19 protein-coding genes are annotated in these 17,540 nt (G+C 66.5%); 11 read left to right on the forward strand and 8 right to left on the reverse strand.

All coding sequences use genetic code 11. The features are described 5' to 3' along the window. The first annotated feature begins 223 nt into the window (after positions 1 to 223). Positions 224 to 1,459, forward strand: a complete 1,236-nt coding sequence (locus tag IMW82_RS00005) for a crosslink repair DNA glycosylase YcaQ family protein (protein ID WP_211003485.1) — start codon at positions 224 to 226, stop codon at positions 1,457 to 1,459. Between the two features lie 37 nt (positions 1,460 to 1,496). On the opposite strand, the gene IMW82_RS00010 is transcribed toward IMW82_RS00005, so the two are convergent. After that, a complete protein-coding gene (locus IMW82_RS00010) occupies positions 1,497 to 1,970 on the reverse strand; it encodes a hypothetical protein (protein WP_244754116.1) in 474 nt (157 codons plus the stop codon). Positions 1,971 to 2,297: 327 nt separating this feature from the next. On the opposite strand from IMW82_RS00010, the gene IMW82_RS00015 reads away from it, so the two are divergent. The 6 genes from IMW82_RS00015 to IMW82_RS00040 all read left to right on the forward strand — a co-directional run bounded on the left by IMW82_RS00015 (position 2,298) and on the right by IMW82_RS00040 (position 6,428). Then, positions 2,298 to 2,507, forward strand: a complete 210-nt coding sequence (locus IMW82_RS00015; RefSeq protein WP_056384767.1) for a cold-shock protein — start codon at positions 2,298 to 2,300, stop codon at positions 2,505 to 2,507. Between the two features lie 257 nt (positions 2,508 to 2,764). Then, on the forward strand, positions 2,765 to 2,974 hold the full coding sequence (locus IMW82_RS00020) for a cold-shock protein (protein ID WP_007507924.1): 210 nt from the start codon (positions 2,765 to 2,767) through the stop codon (positions 2,972 to 2,974). An 85-nt stretch (positions 2,975 to 3,059) separates the two neighbouring features. After that, a complete protein-coding gene (locus IMW82_RS00025; protein WP_211003486.1) occupies positions 3,060 to 3,977 on the forward strand; it encodes an alpha/beta fold hydrolase in 918 nt (305 codons plus the stop codon). Positions 3,978 to 4,029: 52 nt separating this feature from the next. Further along, the gene (locus IMW82_RS00030; RefSeq protein WP_211003487.1) at positions 4,030 to 5,091 is read left to right on the forward strand and encodes an NADH:flavin oxidoreductase/NADH oxidase; all 1,062 of its coding nucleotides are present in this window, start codon (positions 4,030 to 4,032) and stop codon (positions 5,089 to 5,091) included. A gap of 10 nt (positions 5,092 to 5,101) precedes the next feature. Then, on the forward strand, positions 5,102 to 5,977 hold the full coding sequence (locus IMW82_RS00035) for a pirin family protein (protein ID WP_211003488.1): 876 nt from the start codon (positions 5,102 to 5,104) through the stop codon (positions 5,975 to 5,977). Positions 5,978 to 6,125: 148 nt separating this feature from the next. Next, complete coding sequence (locus IMW82_RS00040) at positions 6,126 to 6,428, forward strand: DUF962 domain-containing protein (protein WP_211003489.1); 303 nt, start codon at positions 6,126 to 6,128, stop codon at positions 6,426 to 6,428. A 56-nt stretch (positions 6,429 to 6,484) separates the two neighbouring features. On the opposite strand, the gene IMW82_RS00045 is transcribed toward IMW82_RS00040, so the two are convergent. Then, a complete protein-coding gene (locus IMW82_RS00045) occupies positions 6,485 to 6,874 on the reverse strand; it encodes a cytochrome c (RefSeq protein WP_211003490.1) in 390 nt (129 codons plus the stop codon). 147 nt (positions 6,875 to 7,021) lie between these two features. On the opposite strand from IMW82_RS00045, the gene IMW82_RS00050 reads away from it, so the two are divergent. Continuing rightward, positions 7,022 to 7,804, forward strand: coding sequence for a tRNA threonylcarbamoyladenosine dehydratase (locus IMW82_RS00050; protein WP_211004276.1), 783 nt, complete (start codon positions 7,022 to 7,024; stop codon positions 7,802 to 7,804). 85 nt (positions 7,805 to 7,889) lie between these two features. Here IMW82_RS00050 and IMW82_RS00055 read toward each other — a convergent pair whose 3' ends face one another. The 3 genes from IMW82_RS00055 to gluQRS all read right to left on the reverse strand — a co-directional run bounded on the left by IMW82_RS00055 (position 7,890) and on the right by gluQRS (position 10,616). Then, entirely contained in the window at positions 7,890 to 8,801 is a 912-nt protein-coding gene (locus IMW82_RS00055) for a sel1 repeat family protein (RefSeq protein WP_244754117.1), read from the reverse strand. A gap of 92 nt (positions 8,802 to 8,893) precedes the next feature. Then, positions 8,894 to 9,634 (reverse strand): acetoacetyl-CoA reductase, encoded by a 741-nt coding sequence (gene phbB / locus IMW82_RS00060; RefSeq protein WP_211003492.1) that lies wholly within the window; start codon positions 9,632 to 9,634, stop codon positions 8,894 to 8,896. Between the two features lie 115 nt (positions 9,635 to 9,749). After that, the gene (gene gluQRS / locus IMW82_RS00065; protein ID WP_108473104.1) at positions 9,750 to 10,616 is read right to left on the reverse strand and encodes a tRNA glutamyl-Q(34) synthetase GluQRS; all 867 of its coding nucleotides are present in this window, start codon (positions 10,614 to 10,616) and stop codon (positions 9,750 to 9,752) included. A gap of 103 nt (positions 10,617 to 10,719) precedes the next feature. On the opposite strand from gluQRS, the gene htpX reads away from it, so the two are divergent. Beyond that, entirely contained in the window at positions 10,720 to 11,613 is an 894-nt protein-coding gene (gene htpX, locus IMW82_RS00070; protein ID WP_211003493.1) for a protease HtpX, read from the forward strand. Between the two features lie 177 nt (positions 11,614 to 11,790). Beyond that, positions 11,791 to 13,659, forward strand: a complete 1,869-nt coding sequence (htpG, locus tag IMW82_RS00075; RefSeq protein WP_211003494.1) for a molecular chaperone HtpG — start codon at positions 11,791 to 11,793, stop codon at positions 13,657 to 13,659. 246 nt (positions 13,660 to 13,905) lie between these two features. On the opposite strand, the gene IMW82_RS00080 is transcribed toward htpG, so the two are convergent. From IMW82_RS00080 to IMW82_RS00090, 3 genes are all read right to left on the reverse strand, one after another. Beyond that, positions 13,906 to 14,859: an HNH endonuclease signature motif containing protein gene (locus tag IMW82_RS00080; protein ID WP_211003495.1), complete on the reverse strand. Its 954-nt coding sequence runs from the start codon at positions 14,857 to 14,859 to the stop codon at positions 13,906 to 13,908. Positions 14,860 to 14,934: 75 nt separating this feature from the next. Next, positions 14,935 to 15,900, reverse strand: a complete 966-nt coding sequence (locus IMW82_RS00085; RefSeq protein WP_211003496.1) for a restriction endonuclease — start codon at positions 15,898 to 15,900, stop codon at positions 14,935 to 14,937. 233 nt (positions 15,901 to 16,133) lie between these two features. After that, positions 16,134 to 16,703, reverse strand: coding sequence for a hypothetical protein (locus tag IMW82_RS00090; protein WP_211003497.1), 570 nt, complete (start codon positions 16,701 to 16,703; stop codon positions 16,134 to 16,136). Positions 16,704 to 16,915: 212 nt separating this feature from the next. Here IMW82_RS00090 and IMW82_RS00095 point away from each other — a divergent pair, with 212 nt between their 5' ends. Further along, positions 16,916 to 17,539 (forward strand): phosphatase PAP2 family protein, encoded by a 624-nt coding sequence (locus IMW82_RS00095; protein WP_211003498.1) that lies wholly within the window; start codon positions 16,916 to 16,918, stop codon positions 17,537 to 17,539. The last annotated feature ends 1 nt before the right edge of the window (position 17,540 follow it).

Consider the following 17,540-nt stretch of genomic DNA (forward strand, 5'->3'; position numbering starts at 1 on the left):
CGGCGAGGGCGGTCAGCAATGGCTTGCGGGATTTCATCATCGGTACTCCATGCCAGAATGATCGGTGAGCTTGTGCGGATGCCCGCACTCCATCGGGCGGGAGTTCCGTCCGGCCCAATTCGGGTTTCACGCTAGCAGGGACTTTGTAAATGTCGGCTCAAAATCCGGGTCACGAGGGCGTGAAGACAGGCTGCCGTTGGGCGCCGCTTCAGGTGCTGGCCGCGTGTTGAGTCTGGCGCAGGCGCGGGCGCTGCAATTGTCGGCGCAGGGCCTGCTGCAGCCACCGCGGCGAAGGGCCCGGCGCGACGAGGTGGTGGCGGCGGTCGGGCGCATGCGCCTGCTGCAGATCGACACCATCCACGTGGTGGCGCGCAGCCCCTACCTGGTGCTGCACTCGCGCCTGGGCGATTACCCCGCGGTCTGGCTGGACGAGGCGCTGGCGCAGGGGCGGCTGGCCGAGTGCTGGGCGCACGAGGCGTGCTTCGTCAGTGCCGCCGATATCGCCTGGCACCGTGGTGGACACGACCATCGTACGCACCACTGGGCACATCGGAACGCGGCGCGGATGCATCGCGAACAACGCGCCGACATGGATGCGCTGCTGCAGGCGATTCGTGTTTCCGGTCCCGTGCGGGCGGCGGATTTCGCGCGCAGGGACACCGCCAGCAAGCCGGGCTGGTGGGAATGGAAGCCGGAGAAGCGCTGGCTGGAGGCGTGGTTCGCGCTGGGCGAGCTGATGGTGGCGCGGCGCGACAACTTCCAGCGCGTTTACGATCTGGCCGAAAACGTGCTGGCCCGGCTCGACCCGCCATTCGATTCCGCCGCCGCGCCTTCGGCGGCAGAGCGGCGCCAGCGTTTCATCGTCGACAGCGTGCGCGCGCTGGGGGTGACGCAGGCGGCCTGGATCGCCGACTACTTCCGCCTGAAGCCGAAGGTCAGCGATCGCGAACTGCTGCCGCTGGTGGCCAGCGGCGAGCTGCTGGCGGTGCCGGTGCAGGGCTGGCCCACGCCCGGCTATGTACACCGCGATCACGCCGACGCGCTGGACAAGGCGCTGGCCGGACGCCTGCGCGCTACCCGTACCGCACTGCTGTCGCCGTTCGACCCGCTGGTGTGGGATCGGGTGCGCCTGCTGGCGATGTTCGATTTCGAGTACACCCTCGAGTGCTACACGCCGGCGCCAAAGCGCCGCTACGGCTACTTCGTGCTGCCGATCCTGCATCGGGGCCGGTTGGTCGGCCGGCTCGATGCGAAAGCCCATCGCGGCACCGGCGTGTTCGAGGTCAAGGCCCTGTTCCTGGAGCCTGGGGTGTCACCGGAACCGGCACTGGCGCAGGCGGTGGCCGGGGCCATTGCCGAGACCGCCCGCTGGCACGGCACCCCGGAGATCCAGCTGGGGCGCGTCCAGCCGGTGGCGCTGGCGCGGTTGTTGCGCGCAGCCTGGCGAGATGCCGGCTAGCCGGCGCCTTCGGGACTCGCCCTCGTCATTGACGGATCTACGGTGTGCTGTTGGCCGGCGCCGGATTCGCCGCGCACGACTTGCCGTGCAGGGCCTCGCGCAGCTGGTTGGCCAGCGAGTTGCAGCGTGCCGCCAGCTGCGGCCGGATCTCCGGGTTCTTCGCGTCGCGCAGCAGGCTGCTGCGCATCGCCTCGTAGCGGGACTGCAGCTGGTCCGGCGGGAAGATCGCCGCCGCGCGGTGGCAGACCAGGTAGCTGGAGAGGTAGTCGTCGCAGGCGGCGATGCCGGTGTTTTCGGACAGCTCGGGCTCGGCGGCGGGCCTGCCGCGGGTGCTCGCGGCACGCTCCCGGTGGGTGGGGCTGCTGGCGGCTTTCGTGGTGGAGGCGGGCGGGGCTGTCGTGGTGGAGGTGGCCGTGGTCCGGGTGCTCTGGGGATGCTGCGCACAACCGGCCAGCAGCAGGAGACCTCCGAACGCGCTGATCAGGGTCAGGCGGGACAGGGCAGGCATCATGACTCTCCTCAAGGTGACGACCGTGCCGGTCGGGCGGCCGGTGGATACTGATCCGGGGCTGGCCGCCACTAGACCGCGCCTGAGGTCAAGAAAATCTGAATTTACCGCCGAATCGGCAAAAAACGCAGAATTCACTCCATTCCGTTCAGCCCCGATGTGCCGTTATGATCCGCCCACTGTGTTTGCCGGGGTCAGCAGAGTTTGTGGCCCGATGCAGCCGATCCGCGATCTGCCTCATCGTTCACCCCTGGGTTGTTTCCTTGCACACCAGTCAAGTCGGCCGGTCGCCCATGGTGGCCGCGTCCATAAACCCGTGGAGTGATTAACATGTCTGATCGTCAGATGGGTACCGTCAAGTGGTTCAACGACGCCAAGGGCTTTGGTTTCATTGCCCGCGACAATGGCCCGGACGTTTTCGTGCATTTCCGCGCCATTACCGGCGGCGGCTTCAAGAGCCTGCAGGAAGGCCAGCAGGTCTCGTTCAAGGTGGTGCAGGGCCAGAAGGGCCTGCAGGCTGAGGAAGTCACCCCGGCCTGAGTGTCGCGTTTGCAGGGGAAAACCGGGCAGCCATGCCCGGTTTTTTCCTGCCCGGATAATGTCCGCGACAGCCTGCTTGACAAATCACTCACGAGCTGAAAATCCGTTATGCTTGGGCCACTGCGTCTGCTTGGCTACGTGAGTGCCCGGTAGGGATTTCCTGAATCCGACTGTTGCACCGGACCCTGCATGCTCAGTAAACCGTCGGCCCGTTGGGGCCGGTTTGTCTCAGCGTCTGGATAGGATCGGAGTGAGTCATGTCGGATCGTGAAGTAGGTACAGTGAAGTGGTTCAACGACGCCAAGGGTTTCGGTTTCATCAGCCGTGAAAATGGCCCTGACGTATTCGTGCATTTCCGCGCCATCACTGGTTCGGGTTTCAAGAGCCTGCAAGAAGGCCAGAAGGTCAGCTTCAAGGTCGTCGACGGCCAGAAGGGCCTGCAGGCCGAAGACGTCACCCCCGTCTGATCGTGGTGGCGGAATCCGCTTGAGGAGGCCGGCGCAAGCCGGCCTCTTTTTTGTAGTGACGGGGGCAATTCGCTAGCCTGTGGGGATGTCCGAGCATTCCATTGAAAACATGCCTGCAGCGGCCGAGCCGCTGGCAATTCCGGTAATTGCCGCCGATGGCACCCGCTATGAATTGCTGGCCGTGCTGCCCGCCGGTGCCTGGCAATGTTTGCTGTACTGGCTTCCGGCGATGGGCATACCGGCCCGGCATTACCTGCCGCTGGCCCAGGCCTTGGCGGCGCGGGGCATCGCGGTGGTGCTGCACGAGTGGCGCGGCATCGGCTCCAGCGAGCGGCGCGCCGGTCGCGGCAGCAACTGGGGTTATCGCGAACTGCTGCAGGATGACCTGCCTGCGGGTCTGGTGGCGGTGCACCAACGCTGGCCGCAGGCGCGCCGCTGGCTGGGCGGGCACAGCCTGGGCGGCCAACTCGGCCTGCTCTACGCCAGCGAGCACCCGCACGACTTCGCCGGTTTGTTGCTGGTCGCCAGCGGTGCGCCGTACTGGCGCCGCTTCCGGCATGGCTGGCTGATCGGGGTGGCCTATGCGCTGGCTCCGCTGCTGACTGGCCTGGTGGGTTACCTGCCCGGGCGGCGGATCGGTTTTGGCGGCAACGAGGCGCGCGGGGTGATCACCGACTGGGCACGCAGCGGGCGCACTGGCCGCTACGCGGCAGCCGGGATGGCCCGGGACTTCGAGCGGCAACTGGCCGCGCTGCAACTGCCGCTGCTGGCGCTGCGCCTGCAGCAGGACTGGCTGGGCCCGCTGGCGTCGCTGGAGTGGCTGCTGGGCAAGCTGGGTCCGGGGGAGCGCCGCGTGGCCGTGATCACGCGGGAGGACATGGACGGGCTGCCGGCCGATCACTTCGGCTGGATGAAGACGCCGGCGCCGGTGGCCTCGCGCATCGCCGACTGGCTGGCTGCGGCGGACGCAGCGTTCGCCGCGCGCGACGGCTCGACAGGTTGATTCTCCGCGAGCCCGCCAGCATGTCGATGTGTCCAGTCCGCCGGATGTCCCCATGAAACTGTTCGATCCCTTCACCCAACGCAGCCTGACCTTGCGCAACCGCCTGGTGGTGTCGCCGATGTGCGAGTACTCGGCCACCGACGGCGTGCCGAACGACTGGCACATGGTGCACCTGGGCAGTCGCGCGGTCGGCGGCGCCGCGCTGGTGATCGCCGAGGCTTCGGCGGTCTCCGCACAGGGCCGCATCTCGCCGCAGGACACCGGCCTGTGGAACCAGGCCCAGCAGGACGCGTGGCAGCCGATCACCCGCTTCATCAAGACGCATGGCGCGATCGCCGGCGTGCAACTGGCGCATGCCGGGCGCAAGGCCAGCACGCTGCGGCCGTGGGACGGGTATGGCCCGGTGCCGGCCGGGCAGGGCGACTGGCTTACCGTGGCGCCGTCGGCGCTGCCGTTCGATGCCGGCTGGCCGGCGCCGCAAGCGCTGGACGAAGCCGGCATCCAGGCGGTGATCGCGGACTTCCGCGCCGCCGCGCAGCGAGCGCTGGCAGCCGGCTTCGAGTTGATCGAGGTGCATGCGGCGCATGGCTACCTGCTGCACCAGTTCCTGTCGCCGCTGAGCAACCGGCGCGATGATCGCTACGGCGGCAGCTTCGAGAACCGCACCCGCCTGGTGCGCGAAGTAATCGTTGCCGTACGCGAAGTGTGGCCGGCCGAACTGCCGCTATGGCTGCGCCTCTCGGCCACCGACTGGGCGGACGAAGGCGGCTGGGACATCGGCCAGAGCGTCGAACTGGCGCGCCAGGTGAAACCGTTGGGCGTGGACCTGATCGACGTCTCCAGCGGCGGCCTGCTGCCGCACGCGAAGATCCCGCTGGCGCCGGGCTACCAGGTGCCGTTCGCGGCGCAGATCCGGCGCGAGGCCGGTGTCGCCACGGGTGCAGTGGGCCTGATCACAGGCGCGGAGCAGGCCGCGCAGATCGTCGCCAACGGCGACGCCGACGTGGTGCTGATCGCCCGCGAGAGCCTGCGCGACCCGTACTTCCCGCGCCGTGCGGCGCAGCAGCTGGGTGCGAAGATCGACGCGCCGGTGCAATATCAACGAGCCTGGTGAGGAGGGCGCGATGGAAGCCACCCCGATGCTGATTGCCGACGCCCGCGTGCACGATCTGGGCGACGGTTTCATGGTGCGCCGCATGCTGCCGGTGCTGCAGGCGCGCCACGTCGGCCCGTTCGTGTTCTTCGACCACATCGGGCCGGCCACCTTCGCCGCCGGCAAGGGCATGGACGTGCGGCCGCATCCGCACATCGGCCTGGCCACGGTGACCTGGCTGTTCGACGGCGTGATCCGCCATCGCGACAGCTTGGGCAGCCTGGCCGACATCCGCCCCGGCGAAGTGAACTGGATGACCTCCGGTCACGGCATCACCCATTCCGAACGCACGCCGCCGGAGGCGCGCCAGGGCGGCCAATTGCTGCACGGCATCCAGGTCTGGGTGGCATTGCCGCAGGCCGATGCCGAGGTGGATCCGGAGTTCCATCATCACGACCGCGCTGCGCTGCCAAAGATCCGCCGACCCGGCATGGAGGCCGTGCTGATTGCCGGCACAGCCTATGGCGAGCGCTCGCCGGTGAAGGTGTTCGCGCCGATGTTTTTCCTGGAAGTGCAGCTGGCCGCGGGCGCCGAACTGGCCTTCCCGCCGGAGCACGACGAGCGCGGTGTGCATGTCGTCGAGGGTGCCGTCCGCTGGGGCGAACTGGAGGTCCGTGCGCAACAGATGGCGGTGCAGGCAGGTCCCGCCGCGCCGCCGCTGCGCGCGCAGGAAGCGAGCCGCCTGATGCTGTTCGGCGGTGCGCCGCTGGATGGCGAACGGCACCTGTGGTGGAACTTCGTGGCCAGCACGCGCAAGCGCATCGAGCAGGCCAAGGCCGACTGGCGCGAGGGGCGCTTCCCGAAAGTGCCCGGCGATGACAAGGAGTTCATCCCGCTGCCGGAGTAGGCGCACGCGGATTGCCTTGCTTCGTAGGGTGGACCCTGTCCGCTGCTCTCGCCTTCAACAAGGCAAAGGCCCGCGGCAGTGCCCGCCCCGCAGCGCGCACGGATCGGTTGAGTGGCAGAATCGGCGCATACCGTCGCGGAGTCGAAACATGTCCGGCTACAGCAGCTTTGCCGAGTTCTATCCGTTCTACCTCAGCGAGCACGGCAACCGCATTTGTCGCCGGATGCACTTCATCGGCAGCACGCTGGTGCTGGCGGTGATCGTGCTGGCCCTGGCGAGCGGCCAGCTGCGCTGGTTGTGGCTGGCGCCGGTGGCCGGCTACGGTTTCGCCTGGATCGGCCACTTCGGGTTCGAGAAGAACCGCCCGGCCACGTTCAAACACCCGCTGTACAGCCTGATGGGCGACTGGGTGATGTACGGCCAGATGCTGCGCGGCAAGATCCGCTTCTGACGATTTTCTCCCTCCCCTGCAGGCAGGGGAGGGCCGGGGTGGGGTCGCTTTTCGCCTCAGCGATACTGCTGGTGGCAGCTCTTGCAGGTTTCGCCGACCGGCTTGACCGCCGCGGCCAGCGCCTCGCAGGTGGCCGGTGCTGCCTGCACCGCCTGCTGCAGGCGGCTCTGCAACTGGCTGGCGTCGTCGGTGAAGGCCTTTTCGTCGATGCCGAATACCGGGGTAATGTCCGTGGCGGTGGACTGCAGGCGGGCCAGGTGGTGCTGCACCTTGGCCGGGTCGCACTGCTTCGCCTTGATCGCGTTCTTCAATTCGCCCATGTGGTAGCCCATGGTTTCCATCACGGCCTTCGGCATCGGGTTGCGCGCGGCCAGCGCATTCATCACGTTGGCGGTGCCGATCACGCCGATCACCAGGCCGAGCAGGATCATCAGGGCTACGCGCATTGCCACGATTCCAAGGATGAAGAGTCCGCAAGGATAGCTTGTGCAGACGCGTCGCAGCCACGCGGGCGCGATAAAATGGCGGATACGCAGCAGCAAGGCAGACCTGTGACACACGCGGATACGACCCCGGACACCAGTGGCGACGCCATGCGCGAGGCGACCTTTCCGGCCGAACGCTTTGCCGGCGTCGAGCGCCTGTACGGCACTGGCAGTGTGGCCGCGCTGTCGCGCGCGCACGTCTGCGTGATCGGTATCGGCGGCGTCGGTTCGTGGGCGGTCGAGGCGCTGGCGCGCAGCGGCGTGGGCCGGCTCACCCTGATCGACGCGGACGAGGTCTGCGTGTCCAATACCAACCGCCAGCTGCATGCGCTGGACGGCGAGTACGGCAAGTCGAAGGTGGGCGTGATGGCGGAGCGAGCGCACGCGATCAACCCGACCATCCGGCTGGAGGCGGTCGAGCGCTTCCTCACTCCGTCCACCCTGGACGAACTGCTCGATCGCGGTTACGACGTGGTGCTGGATGCTTGCGACGCGTTCCGCGTGAAGCTGGAGACGATCGCCTGGTGCCGCCGGCGCAAGCTGCCGATCGTCAGCGTGGGCTCGGCCGGCGGGCGTACCGACCCCACCCAGATCCGTGTGCGCGACCTGTCGCGCACCGAGCACGACGCGATGTTCAGCCTGATCCGCAAGAAGCTCCGCGCCGACTTCAACTTCCCGCGCAACCCGGATCGCTACTTCGGCGTGTCAGCCGTCTATTCGCTGCAGAACGTGCAGTACCCGCAACCCGACGGCACCGTCTGCGGCACCCGCCCGCCCGGCGGCGACGCGTTGAACCTGGCCTGCGGTGGTGGCCTGGGCGCGGCTACCCACGTCACCGGCGCATTCGCCTTCGCGGCTGTGAGCAAGGTGCTGGAGAAGTTGCTGGGGTGACTGGACACGGGAGCGCGCACACCCGTGTCCGTGTGCCGAGACGAACGAGGTCGGGTCCACTTCGCCGCGCCCCGCTGGCGAACGGCTACTGATGGCCGGGCTGGTTGGCCGGTGGGCTGTTATCCGGGGTCTTGTCCGTAGCCGCCTTGCCCTCGCTGGCGGGAACCGGGATCAGGGCGCCCACCGAGGTGGTGCCAACCGGATCCGTCTTGAATTTCGGATCGTAGGGGTTGTCGCTTTCGCGGAACTGCTGATAGGCCACCACGCCATGCATGTCATGACCGCTGGTGATCTCGAAGCCGGCGGTGTCCGTATGCAAGGGCGCACCCGTCATGCTCTTGCCCGTCCTGGGCGACGAGGGGCCGCCTCTCGAGCCAACCTTCAGCGGCCCGGTGGCGCCGCCGGTGCGCGAGCCGGTCATTCCTGCGCGCACCTGGGCCCAACGCACCTTGGCCCGATGCAGGGCGGTAGCGTCGCCGTAAGTAGGCTTGAGCTGGTTCCACAGGGTATCGACCCGGGCGAAGTCGGCTTTGCTCAGTGGTGTGATCATCAGGTCGCGCGCCGCGACGTACTGTGGTGTGTTGCGCTCGGCTGCCAGCACCATCCAGGCGGCGCCCAGCGGCCGATCCACCGGCACGCCCTGGCCGCGGTAATACATCACCCCGAGGTTGTATTCGGCCGGCTTGTAGGCCCAGGACGCCGCAACCTTGTACATGTCGATCGCGTGGCGGTAGTTCTTTTGCTGGTAGGCGCGGGCGGCGATCGTGAAAAAATACACTCCCGGCCTGGCGTCGCTCTCGGGGCTGGTGAAGTCCTCGACCGATGAGGCGCCGAAGGTCGGGTCGCTGTCGTACGAGGGGGCGTCGGTGGACGCAAGGTGGGCTGGGGAAGTCGGGGTGCCGGTGGCCGCTGCGCCGCTTTGTCCCCAGGCCGGCAACACCACGGCGAGGGCCAGACCAGCAAGCAGCCATGCACAGTTGCCGGAAACACGTTCCATGACCATGAGCGATCTCCTTTCACCAGGTTGGTAACCATGGGATATACGCCCGGGGTGATCGGCCATGCAAGCCCGGCGCAGGTCATGTCGACTCACCAGCCCATGTAATGCCCGCCGTTGATTGCCAGGTTGGCGCCGGTGATCCAGGCGGCCTGGTCGCCAGTGAAGAACGCCACCGCGTGGGCGATCTCGTCCGGCCGGCCGAGGCGGCCCACCGGGATCTGCGCCACGATCTTCTCGCGCACTTCCTCCGGCACTGCCATCACCATGTCGGTGCCGACGTAGCCTGGCGAGACGGTATTCACGGTGATGCCGAACTTCGCGTTCTCCTGCGCCAGCGAGATGGTGAAGCCGTGCATGCCGGCCTTCGCCGCGGCGTAGTTGGCCTGGCCGTACTGGCCCTTCTGGCCGTTGATCGAGCTGATCTGCACGACGCGGCCCCACTTGCGCGCGCGCATGCCCTCGATCACCGGACGGGTGACGTTGAAGCAGGCGTTCAAGTTGGTGTTGATCACGTCCGTCCACTGCTGGTAGTTCATCTTGTGGAAGGTGGTGTCACGGGTGATGCCGGCATTGTTGACCAGGATGTCGATCGCCCCGCACTTTTCTTCCAGGGCGCGGATCATCGCCTCGCAGGCGACCGGATCGGAGACGTCGCCGGACACCATGCACACCTCGATGCCGTCCGCCGCCATCGCCTTGCGCCAGGCTTCGGCCTTGCCCGGGTCGCGATAGTTGGTGGCCACCCGGTGCCCCTGTCCGGCGAGGTAGCGGATGATCGCGCTGCCGATGCCGCCGGTGCCGCCTGTGACCAATGCCGTGCGCTGAGTCATGTCCTTGAATCTCCTGTGCAGGTGTAGCGGAGGGCTGTCTGTCGTACCGGATCATGGCGGCGACATGTTTCAGCCATGGCCGCGGGGCGCCGATGCGTTTTGCATTTATAGCGTTTCAGGCGAAGGAGTGATCGCTGCAATGCGGCAATTGCGCCGGATCGAAGTTCGCCAGCGCCTGCGCCAGCAGGTCGCGGGCATCCGCCGCCGCGGCCGGCGCCGGTACCCGCAGGAACGCCAGCGCCCGCCGCAGCGCCGGCAGCGGGTCGGCCGGGTCGACGGGGAAGGCCTGTTCGGACTTCGACAGCTTGCGTCCCTCGCCATCCAGCACCAGCGGCAGGTGGCGATACGCCGGCGTGCGCAGCCCCAGGCAACGCTGCAGCCAGATCTGCCGCGCGGTGGAGTCGAGCAGGTCCTGCCCGCGCACCACCTCGGTGACGCCCTGGTACGCGTCGTCGACCACGCAGGCGAGCTGGTACGAATGGAACCCCTCGACCCGGCGGATCACGAAGTCGCCCACCTCTTCGCGGAGGTTCTGCCGCTGTGGGCCCTGCAGGGCGTCGTCGAATTCGATGGTGATGTCCGGCACGCGCAAGCGCCAAGCCGGTGGTTGACCGGCCTGTGGTGGCGCGATGCAGCGGCCGTCGCGATGAATGCCACCCGTCCCGGCCAGCTCGGCGCGACTGCACCAGCACGGGAACACCTGCTGCGCCGCACGCAGTTGTTCGAACGCCGCTTCGTACGCCGCGATGCGTTGCGACTGGAGCAACGCCGGCGCGTCGGCGACCAGCCCGAACGCCGGCAGCGCGGCCAGGATGCTCGCGGCCGACCCGGGAACCTCGCGCGGCGGGTCGATGTCTTCCACCCGCAGCAGCCACTTGCCGCCGGCATGCCGCGCGCACAGCCAGCTGCCCACCGCGGCGACCAGCGAGCCGAAGTGCAGGTGTCCGGTGGGCGAGGGGGCGAAGCGGCCGCGATAGCTCATCGGCGCATCTTAGATGCCGTGCCGAACCCTTGAAAGCGCCGGCCGTCGCCCCGAATTTTCAATCCACCCCATCCCCTTCATGACTGCCACAAGAGAGACAGCCATGCGTCGCATCGCATTGTTCATTGGTACCAACCTTGCCGTTTTGCTCCTGCTGAGCATCGTCTGCCACCTGTTCGGCATCGACCAGATGGCCGCCGCCCGCGGCTACGGCGGCATGGGCGGCCTGCTGGCCTACGCTGCCGTGTTCGGCATGGGCGGCGCGTTCATTTCGCTGGCGATGTCCAAGACGATCGCCAAGTGGTCCACCGGCGCGCGGGTGATCGAGCAGCCGCAGAACGAGACCGAGCGCTGGCTGGTCGACACCGTGCGCCGCCACGCGCAGAACGCCGGCATCGGCATGCCCGAGGTGGCGATCTACGACGCGCCGGAAATGAACGCGTTCGCCACCGGCATGACCAGGAACAGTTCGCTGGTGGCGGTCAGTTCCGGCCTGCTGCAGCAGATGAACCGTGAGCAGGTCGGCGCCGTGCTCGGCCACGAGATCGGCCACGTGGCGAACGGCGACATGGTCACCCTGACCCTGATCCAGGGTGTATTGAACACGCTGGTGATCCTCGCCGCGCGCATCGTCGGGCGGCTGGTCGACAGCTGGATGAGCGGTGGCCGCGACAACCGCGAAGGTGGCGGCGGCATCGGCTATTTCGTGGTGGTGATGGTGCTGCAACTGGTGTTCGGCCTGTTCGCCTCGATGATCGTGGCCGCGTTCTCGCGCTGGCGCGAGTTCCGCGCCGACGCGGCGGGCGCACAGTTCGCCGGCCGCGGCGCGATGATCTCGGCGCTGCAGCGGCTGCAGGCCAACCACGGCGAAAACACGCTGCCGCAGACGATTGCCGCGTTCGGCATCTCCGGCCCGCTGGCCGACGGCTTCAAGCGCTTGTTCATGAGCCATCCGCCGCTGGAGGAGCGCATCGCCGCGCTGCAGAGCGGTCGCTGACCGCCGCCGCCTTTCTCCCTCCCCTGCTCGCAGGGGAGGGCCGGGGTGGGGTTCGTTCTTGATCTTGATCTTGATCTGAACAGCCAGGATCAAAGGCGACCCCCTGCCAACCTCCCCCTGCATGCAGGGGGAGGAGTCAAAATGTCCATCGTCAACTTCAGTACGGAACATCCACGCATGAACGCACCCGCCGAAACCCGCAAGTTCGAAGCCGAAGTCGCCCAGGTGCTGCACCTGGTCACCCACTCGCTGTACTCGCACAAGGAAATCTTCCTGCGCGAGTTGATCTCCAACGCCTCCGACGCCTGCGACAAGCTGCGCTTCGAGTCGATCGCCAAGCCGGAACTGTCCGCCGGCGACAGCGAGCTGCATATCGACGTCAGCTGGGATCCGGACGCGCGCACCGTCACTGTGCGCGACAACGGCATCGGCATGAACCGCGACGAGGTGGTGGCCAACATCGGCACCATCGCCAGCTCCGGCACGCGCCGCTTCCTGGAAGCGATGTCGGGCGAGCAGAAGGCGGACGCGCGCCTGATCGGCCAGTTCGGCGTGGGCTTCTATTCCGCCTTCGTGGTGGCCGACAAGGTCACCGTGCTGAGCCGCCGCGCCGATGCGCCCGCGGGCGAGGGCGTGAAGTGGGAGAGCGACGGCAAGGGCGAGTACTCGCTGGAGCCGATCGAACTGGCCGAGCGCGGCACCGCGGTGATCCTGCACCTGAAGGCCGACGAGGACGAGTTCCTCAGCCGCTGGCAGCTGCGCGCGCTGATCACCCGCTACTCCGACCACGTGGCATTCCCGATCCGTATGCCGACCGAAAAGGACGGCAAGCCCACCGACGAGTTCGAGACCATCAACGCCGCCTCGGCACTGTGGACCAAGCCGAAGTCGGAGATCAGCGACGCGGACTACCAGAGTTTCTACAAGTCGCTCGGTCACGACTTCAACGACGCGCTGGCCTGGACGCACAACCGCGTCGAGGGCAGCCAGAGCTTCACCACCTTGCTGTACCTGCCGTCGCAGCCGCCGTTCGACCTGATGATGGGCGGTCGCGACGAGCGCAAGGGGCTCAAGCTCCATATCAAGCGCGTCTTCATCATGGACGCTGCCGAAGAACTGCTGCCGAACTACCTGCGCTTCGTGCGCGGCGTGGTCGATGCCGACGACCTGCCGCTCAACGTCAGCCGCGAAATCCTGCAGCACAACCGCCAGCTCGATCGCATCAAGGCCGCCTGCGTCAAGCGCGTGCTGGACCTGATCGAGAAGCTGGCCAAGGACGAGCCGGAAAAGTTCGCCACCTTCTACAAGGCCTTCGGCAACACGCTCAAGGAAGGTATCAGCGAGGACGCCAACAACCGCGAGCGCATCGCCAAGCTGCTGCGCTTCGCCAGCACCAAGGGCGAAGGCACCGCGCAGACCGTCTCGTTCGACGACTACATCGGCCGCATGGCCGTCGGCCAGGACGCGATCTGGTACATCACCGCCGACAGCTACGCCGCCGCCGCCGGCAGCCCGCAGCTGGAAGCGTTCAAGGCCAAGGGCATCGAAGTGCTGCTGATGTCCGACCGCATCGACGAATGGATGATCGGCAGCTTGAGCGAGTACGAGGGCAAGAAGCTCAAGAGCGTGGCCAAGGGCGAGGTGCCGCTGGATGAAGCCGACAAGAAGAAGCAGGAAGAGGCGACCAAGGAGGCCGAGCCGCTGCTGAAGAAGCTCAAGGAACTGCTCGGCGATCGCGTGGGCGAGGTCAAGGTGTCGGCGCGCCTGACCGACTCGCCCTCGTGCCTGGCGCTCTCCGATTACGAGATGGCGCCGCATCTGGCGCGGCTGCTGCGCGAGGCGGGGCAGGAGATGCCGGAGTCGAAGCCGACGCTGGAGATCAATCCGCAACATGCGCTGGTCAAGCGCGTCGAGAGCGAAACCGACGAAGGCAAGGCTCGTGATCTGGCGATGTTGCTGCTGGAGCAGGCGGAAATTTCCGCTGGAGCGCAGTTGCCTGATCCGGCGGCGTTTGTGCAGCGGATGAACCGGGTGTTGATGGGGTGAGGCGCGAAGCGCTCTGCTGATGTGAAAAGGCCGCCGATCTGGCGGCCTTTTCATTGATGCCATCCCCGACTACTCGCCGCTCCATCCATCAACGTTCGTGATTCCAGCGCAGGCCGGAACCGCGTCATTTTCCCCCATGCCGTCATTCCGGCGAAGGCCGGAATCGCACTTGCTGTTGTCGTTCCTGGCCAAGAGCTTCCGTCCGCCTTCGGCGCCCGAAGCATTTATCTCTTGCGTGGCCAAAGACTACGAGGAGAGCATCTTTCGATTAAACAGCTCACGATGGTGCGCAAGGAACGACGCCTGCTCCGGCCGGAACCGATCAACGCGTTTATCCGGGTCGATAGACCACTTATCGAGTACCTCACGCGAAAGTGAGGGATGCACGCGCATCTGACCGTCATCTTCAAAAGTGATGAATTGCTCGTCGAACAACGCATCGACATGCGGCGAGAGCATCAGGCCGTTGTAACCGCTGAGACGTTCTGCGTTGGAGGCTTCGCGCCATGGTTTGATGTGGCTGGCGATGAGTAGACGGGTGTCGGTGACGCCCGTGACGCGGCATGCCGGGTCGAGCAGGATGACTTGTTTGCGGAAGAAGCCCTGGCCAACGCGAGCCCGGGTGAGCTGCAGGCGTTGCGTCTCCGGGATCGATGCATCCGTCTCGATGCGGTGGATGTCGTCGAGCACTTGAGCATTGGGCTCGTGGTCGACCAGATAGGTTGGTGGCTGATCGAGCTCTCGTACTTGACGAATGTCCAGCAGCGCCATCAGTACGTGGCCGAGTGCATCGGAGATGCCGGCCAGGTAACAGCCTTGATTGCCGTTACCGTTTTTCTGCAGAGGTGAGTTGCGTTCCGGGAGCATCGGACCGATGGCTTGAATGTGATCCTTGGGCTGCAACGGGCGGTGCGCGGCTTTGAATTCGACTTCCACCAGCCAACCTTCATGAGCCCAATAGTCACCCACGTTGCCGAATTCGATTGGCTTGGGGCTCGGTGATGCAGCGACAGTTACGCGACCCACGGCGCCGATGCGGCCGTTCGCATACGAGAACACGACGTCGCTCGGTCGAACGAGCTTCATGTTCTCGTAGGTCTGGTTGAATGCGCCATTCGTGTTGCGGTAAGGCGACCACAGATAGCCGCCACGAACCTCGTGGTCGCGCGTCTGTTTGTGGTTGACCCACCAGTAAGCCATCGAATACTCCCGTCGGCCAGGTTAATGGAAAAACCTGTCGAATCGGGCACTCATTCGCGATGCGCGCAAAAACCGCTACCGCAGCGGCATTTCCTTCGTGGTCTTCTCCAAAATTTTCATCGACTCGGCGTTCCGCTTTTTCCACTCGCGCAGCTCCGCGTCGTTTTGCGAATCGCCTGCATAGATCGTTGCCTGAGCGTGCGGTGCGGGTGCCGCAGCGGGGCGGGGCAGGGAGGGTGATTCCGGTCCATATGCGGTCCTGGTGACGACGGGCGCTGCAGCGACTGGCGATGGCGCGGTTGCGGTGGAGGGTGATAGCGCGGCGATCAGCAACAAGCTTGCAGCCATGCTTCCGCACAAAGCCAGCGGCGTATCCAGAGGACTCGTAGCGCGCGCCCGGGTTTTTTGCAGCGAATGCACGGTGGCGATCAGCTCGCCGCCGTGGATCAGTTCGATCGGTTTGCCGTGGGCGAAGCGCCGTGCTTCGCTGGTGTAGTCGCCGAGCGCGATGATCTTCACCGCGGCGGCCCGGTGATGCATCAGCAGGCCGTACATCTCGCGCACGACTTTGACGCCGACCTGCCAGTTCTGCCACTGCTTGCACTGCACCAGCGTGGTCTGGTCATCCTTGCGCAGGATCAGGTCGATGCCGCCGTCGGCGCCGCCGAGGCCGGTTTCTTCGACGGCGTAGCCCTGGCGGCGGAAGGCTTCGTCGGCGAGTTGCTCGAACTGGCGCCAGCTCGTCCGGCGCAGGCTGTCGATGCCGGTCTGGCTGTCGAGCAGCTGTCGCCGGCGGCCGCGGCCGATGAAGGAGGCGAGGGCGGCGAGCCAGCAGCCGATCAGCAGCATCCAGGCGAGCGGTGCGTAGGCGCCAGCCGCCAACATCCGGCCCATGCCGGCAAGGACGGGGCTGTGGCTGGACGCGAGGTACCAGCCGATGCCGTGTCGTATCGCGACATACCCGATCAGGCCGATCAGGATGCCGAGCCACCATGGCATGGCCGCGACCTGTTCGAAGCCGCTTTTCGTGCGTTTGGCCATTTCACTCCCCCTGAGCGATCCCTGGCCCGGCCACCGTACTGCAAACCTCCGCGCGGGAACACCGGCTGGCCACGCCGGAACATCCGTCCGCAACAGTTTTATCCTGGCGTGCGAAGCGAAAACTCCGAAGCGCAGGGCTGCGGAAGCTTGCGCGCGAAGGTCAAGGCGCTGCGGCCAGAGTCGTCGATGTGGCGCGCAAGGCCTTGAACCTTGCGCATGACCGCCACGCAGGTTCAGTGGCCGGGTGCGGGAGCGCGCGCGGGCGCAGCGGCGGGGGCGTTGCGCATCGTGTTCTGGATGGCGGGCATGGGCGTGGACCGATAGCCCTGGCTGTTCCAGTTCCGGCTCATGTCGCGGTGGTCACCGTAGCGCAGCCGCACCTCGCGGTTGAAGGAACCCTGGCTGGCGAGCGCCAGCCGGTGGCCGTCGATGTGCACCCAGTACCAGGAACCGGGAGGTACCGGGGAACTGGACACGTAGGCGAACTGGACGTCGTAGTCGCCCTCCTGGCGAGGTGTCGCCCGCAGCGCCAGGTTGGCGATGAACTGGCTGGCCACGGGGCGCCCGTGTTCGGTGGCCGGCTTGCTGATCAGTTCGTCCAGGTTCTGGCGCAGCAACCGGTTGAGCCGTGGCGAAAGCTCCGTGGCCGGCGAGGCGTTGGTGACCTTGCCCTGGGCGTTCACCTGCACCAGCACCGGCAGGACCTTGGGCCTGAATTCGTTGAGCGAACCGGAGGAAGCCATGGCAACGCCGGTTCCGGCGAGCAACATGCCGAGCAGCAGGGGTAGCTGAATGGATTCCATGACAGCCTCCTCGGGTCATCGTTGGGGGCGGCGCGAGCACGGTGCAGCGCCCTGCTCTCCAATATCGCCACTGTCCTCTGCCCCGGCTACCTCGTCAATCGGAAGCGGTCTGCCGGAACCGCGTACTGGCCCGTTCCAAAAGCCAGCTGAAAGGCGGGCCGCGTAGCTTGCGGCGGAAAGGCAGGCGCTGCCTGCCATGTGGGAGCCGCGAGATGCCTGCATTTCGATCCTGGTTCTTCGTCGTCGCCATCCTGCTTTCGGGCGGCGCCCATGCGGGAGGCGGCCCCTTCGGGATCGACCACCGCATCCATTACGACAACAGCGGCATCTGGAAGCGCACCAACCAGAATGTGCTGATGTACGGCACGATCACGGCAGTCTTCGGGGGCGCGCTGGCCTTTGGCGACAACGACCAGCTGGGCGACACGTTCTGGCGCTCGGTGGACGCCATGGCGGTTACCGGCCTCAGTGCCGAGGCGATGAAATACACGTTCCAACGAAAGCGGCCATCGCAGACCGACGACCCTAACGACTTCTTTGCCGGCAGCCACGCGCAGAGCTTTCCCAGCGGGGAAGTGGCGGCGATCTCGGCGGCGGTCACGCCGTTCATCGTCACCTATGGCCGCGACCACCCGGCCGTGTACGCGTTGGCCCTGCTGCCGGTCTACGACGCGGTGGCGCGGGTGAAGACGCGTGGCCACTGGCAGAGTGACGTGCTGGTCGGCGCCGCACTGGGCACCGGGATCGGCCTGTGGGCGGCGCACCGGGACTCGCCGCTGATCGTCAGCTGGCTGCCGGGCGGCTTCAAGGTGGGTTTCATTCACCGGTTCAAGTAAG

Origin of the sequence: Rhodanobacter sp. B2A1Ga4, from assembly GCF_018101315.1 — a bacterium.
Classification (GTDB): domain Bacteria; phylum Pseudomonadota; class Gammaproteobacteria; order Xanthomonadales; family Rhodanobacteraceae; genus Rhodanobacter; species Rhodanobacter thiooxydans_A.

Coding starts and splice junctions, on each gene's coding strand:
- IMW82_RS00080 (WP_211003495.1), bottom strand. CDS start 14,859: ATGGCTTACTGGTGGGTCAACCACAAACAGACGCGCGACCACGAGGTT.
- IMW82_RS00095 (WP_211003498.1), top strand. CDS start 16,916: ATGCCTGCATTTCGATCCTGGTTCTTCGTCGTCGCCATCCTGCTTTCG.
- htpX (WP_211003493.1), top strand. CDS start 10,720: ATGCGTCGCATCGCATTGTTCATTGGTACCAACCTTGCCGTTTTGCTC.
- IMW82_RS00035 (WP_211003488.1), top strand. CDS start 5,102: ATGGAAGCCACCCCGATGCTGATTGCCGACGCCCGCGTGCACGATCTG.
- IMW82_RS00045 (WP_211003490.1), bottom strand. CDS start 6,874: ATGCGCGTAGCCCTGATGATCCTGCTCGGCCTGGTGATCGGCGTGATC.
- IMW82_RS00010 (WP_244754116.1), bottom strand. CDS start 1,970: ATGATGCCTGCCCTGTCCCGCCTGACCCTGATCAGCGCGTTCGGAGGT.
- IMW82_RS00020 (WP_007507924.1), top strand. CDS start 2,765: ATGTCGGATCGTGAAGTAGGTACAGTGAAGTGGTTCAACGACGCCAAG.
- IMW82_RS00085 (WP_211003496.1), bottom strand. CDS start 15,900: ATGGCCAAACGCACGAAAAGCGGCTTCGAACAGGTCGCGGCCATGCCA.
- htpG (WP_211003494.1), top strand. CDS start 11,791: ATGAACGCACCCGCCGAAACCCGCAAGTTCGAAGCCGAAGTCGCCCAG.
- gluQRS (WP_108473104.1), bottom strand. CDS start 10,616: ATGAGCTATCGCGGCCGCTTCGCCCCCTCGCCCACCGGACACCTGCAC.
- IMW82_RS00090 (WP_211003497.1), bottom strand. CDS start 16,703: ATGGAATCCATTCAGCTACCCCTGCTGCTCGGCATGTTGCTCGCCGGA.
- IMW82_RS00015 (WP_056384767.1), top strand. CDS start 2,298: ATGTCTGATCGTCAGATGGGTACCGTCAAGTGGTTCAACGACGCCAAG.
- IMW82_RS00050 (WP_211004276.1), top strand. CDS start 7,022: ATGCGCGAGGCGACCTTTCCGGCCGAACGCTTTGCCGGCGTCGAGCGC.
- IMW82_RS00055 (WP_244754117.1), bottom strand. CDS start 8,801: ATGGAACGTGTTTCCGGCAACTGTGCATGGCTGCTTGCTGGTCTGGCC.
- IMW82_RS00040 (WP_211003489.1), top strand. CDS start 6,126: ATGTCCGGCTACAGCAGCTTTGCCGAGTTCTATCCGTTCTACCTCAGC.
- IMW82_RS00030 (WP_211003487.1), top strand. CDS start 4,030: ATGAAACTGTTCGATCCCTTCACCCAACGCAGCCTGACCTTGCGCAAC.
- phbB (WP_211003492.1), bottom strand. CDS start 9,634: ATGACTCAGCGCACGGCATTGGTCACAGGCGGCACCGGCGGCATCGGC.
- IMW82_RS00025 (WP_211003486.1), top strand. CDS start 3,060: ATGTCCGAGCATTCCATTGAAAACATGCCTGCAGCGGCCGAGCCGCTG.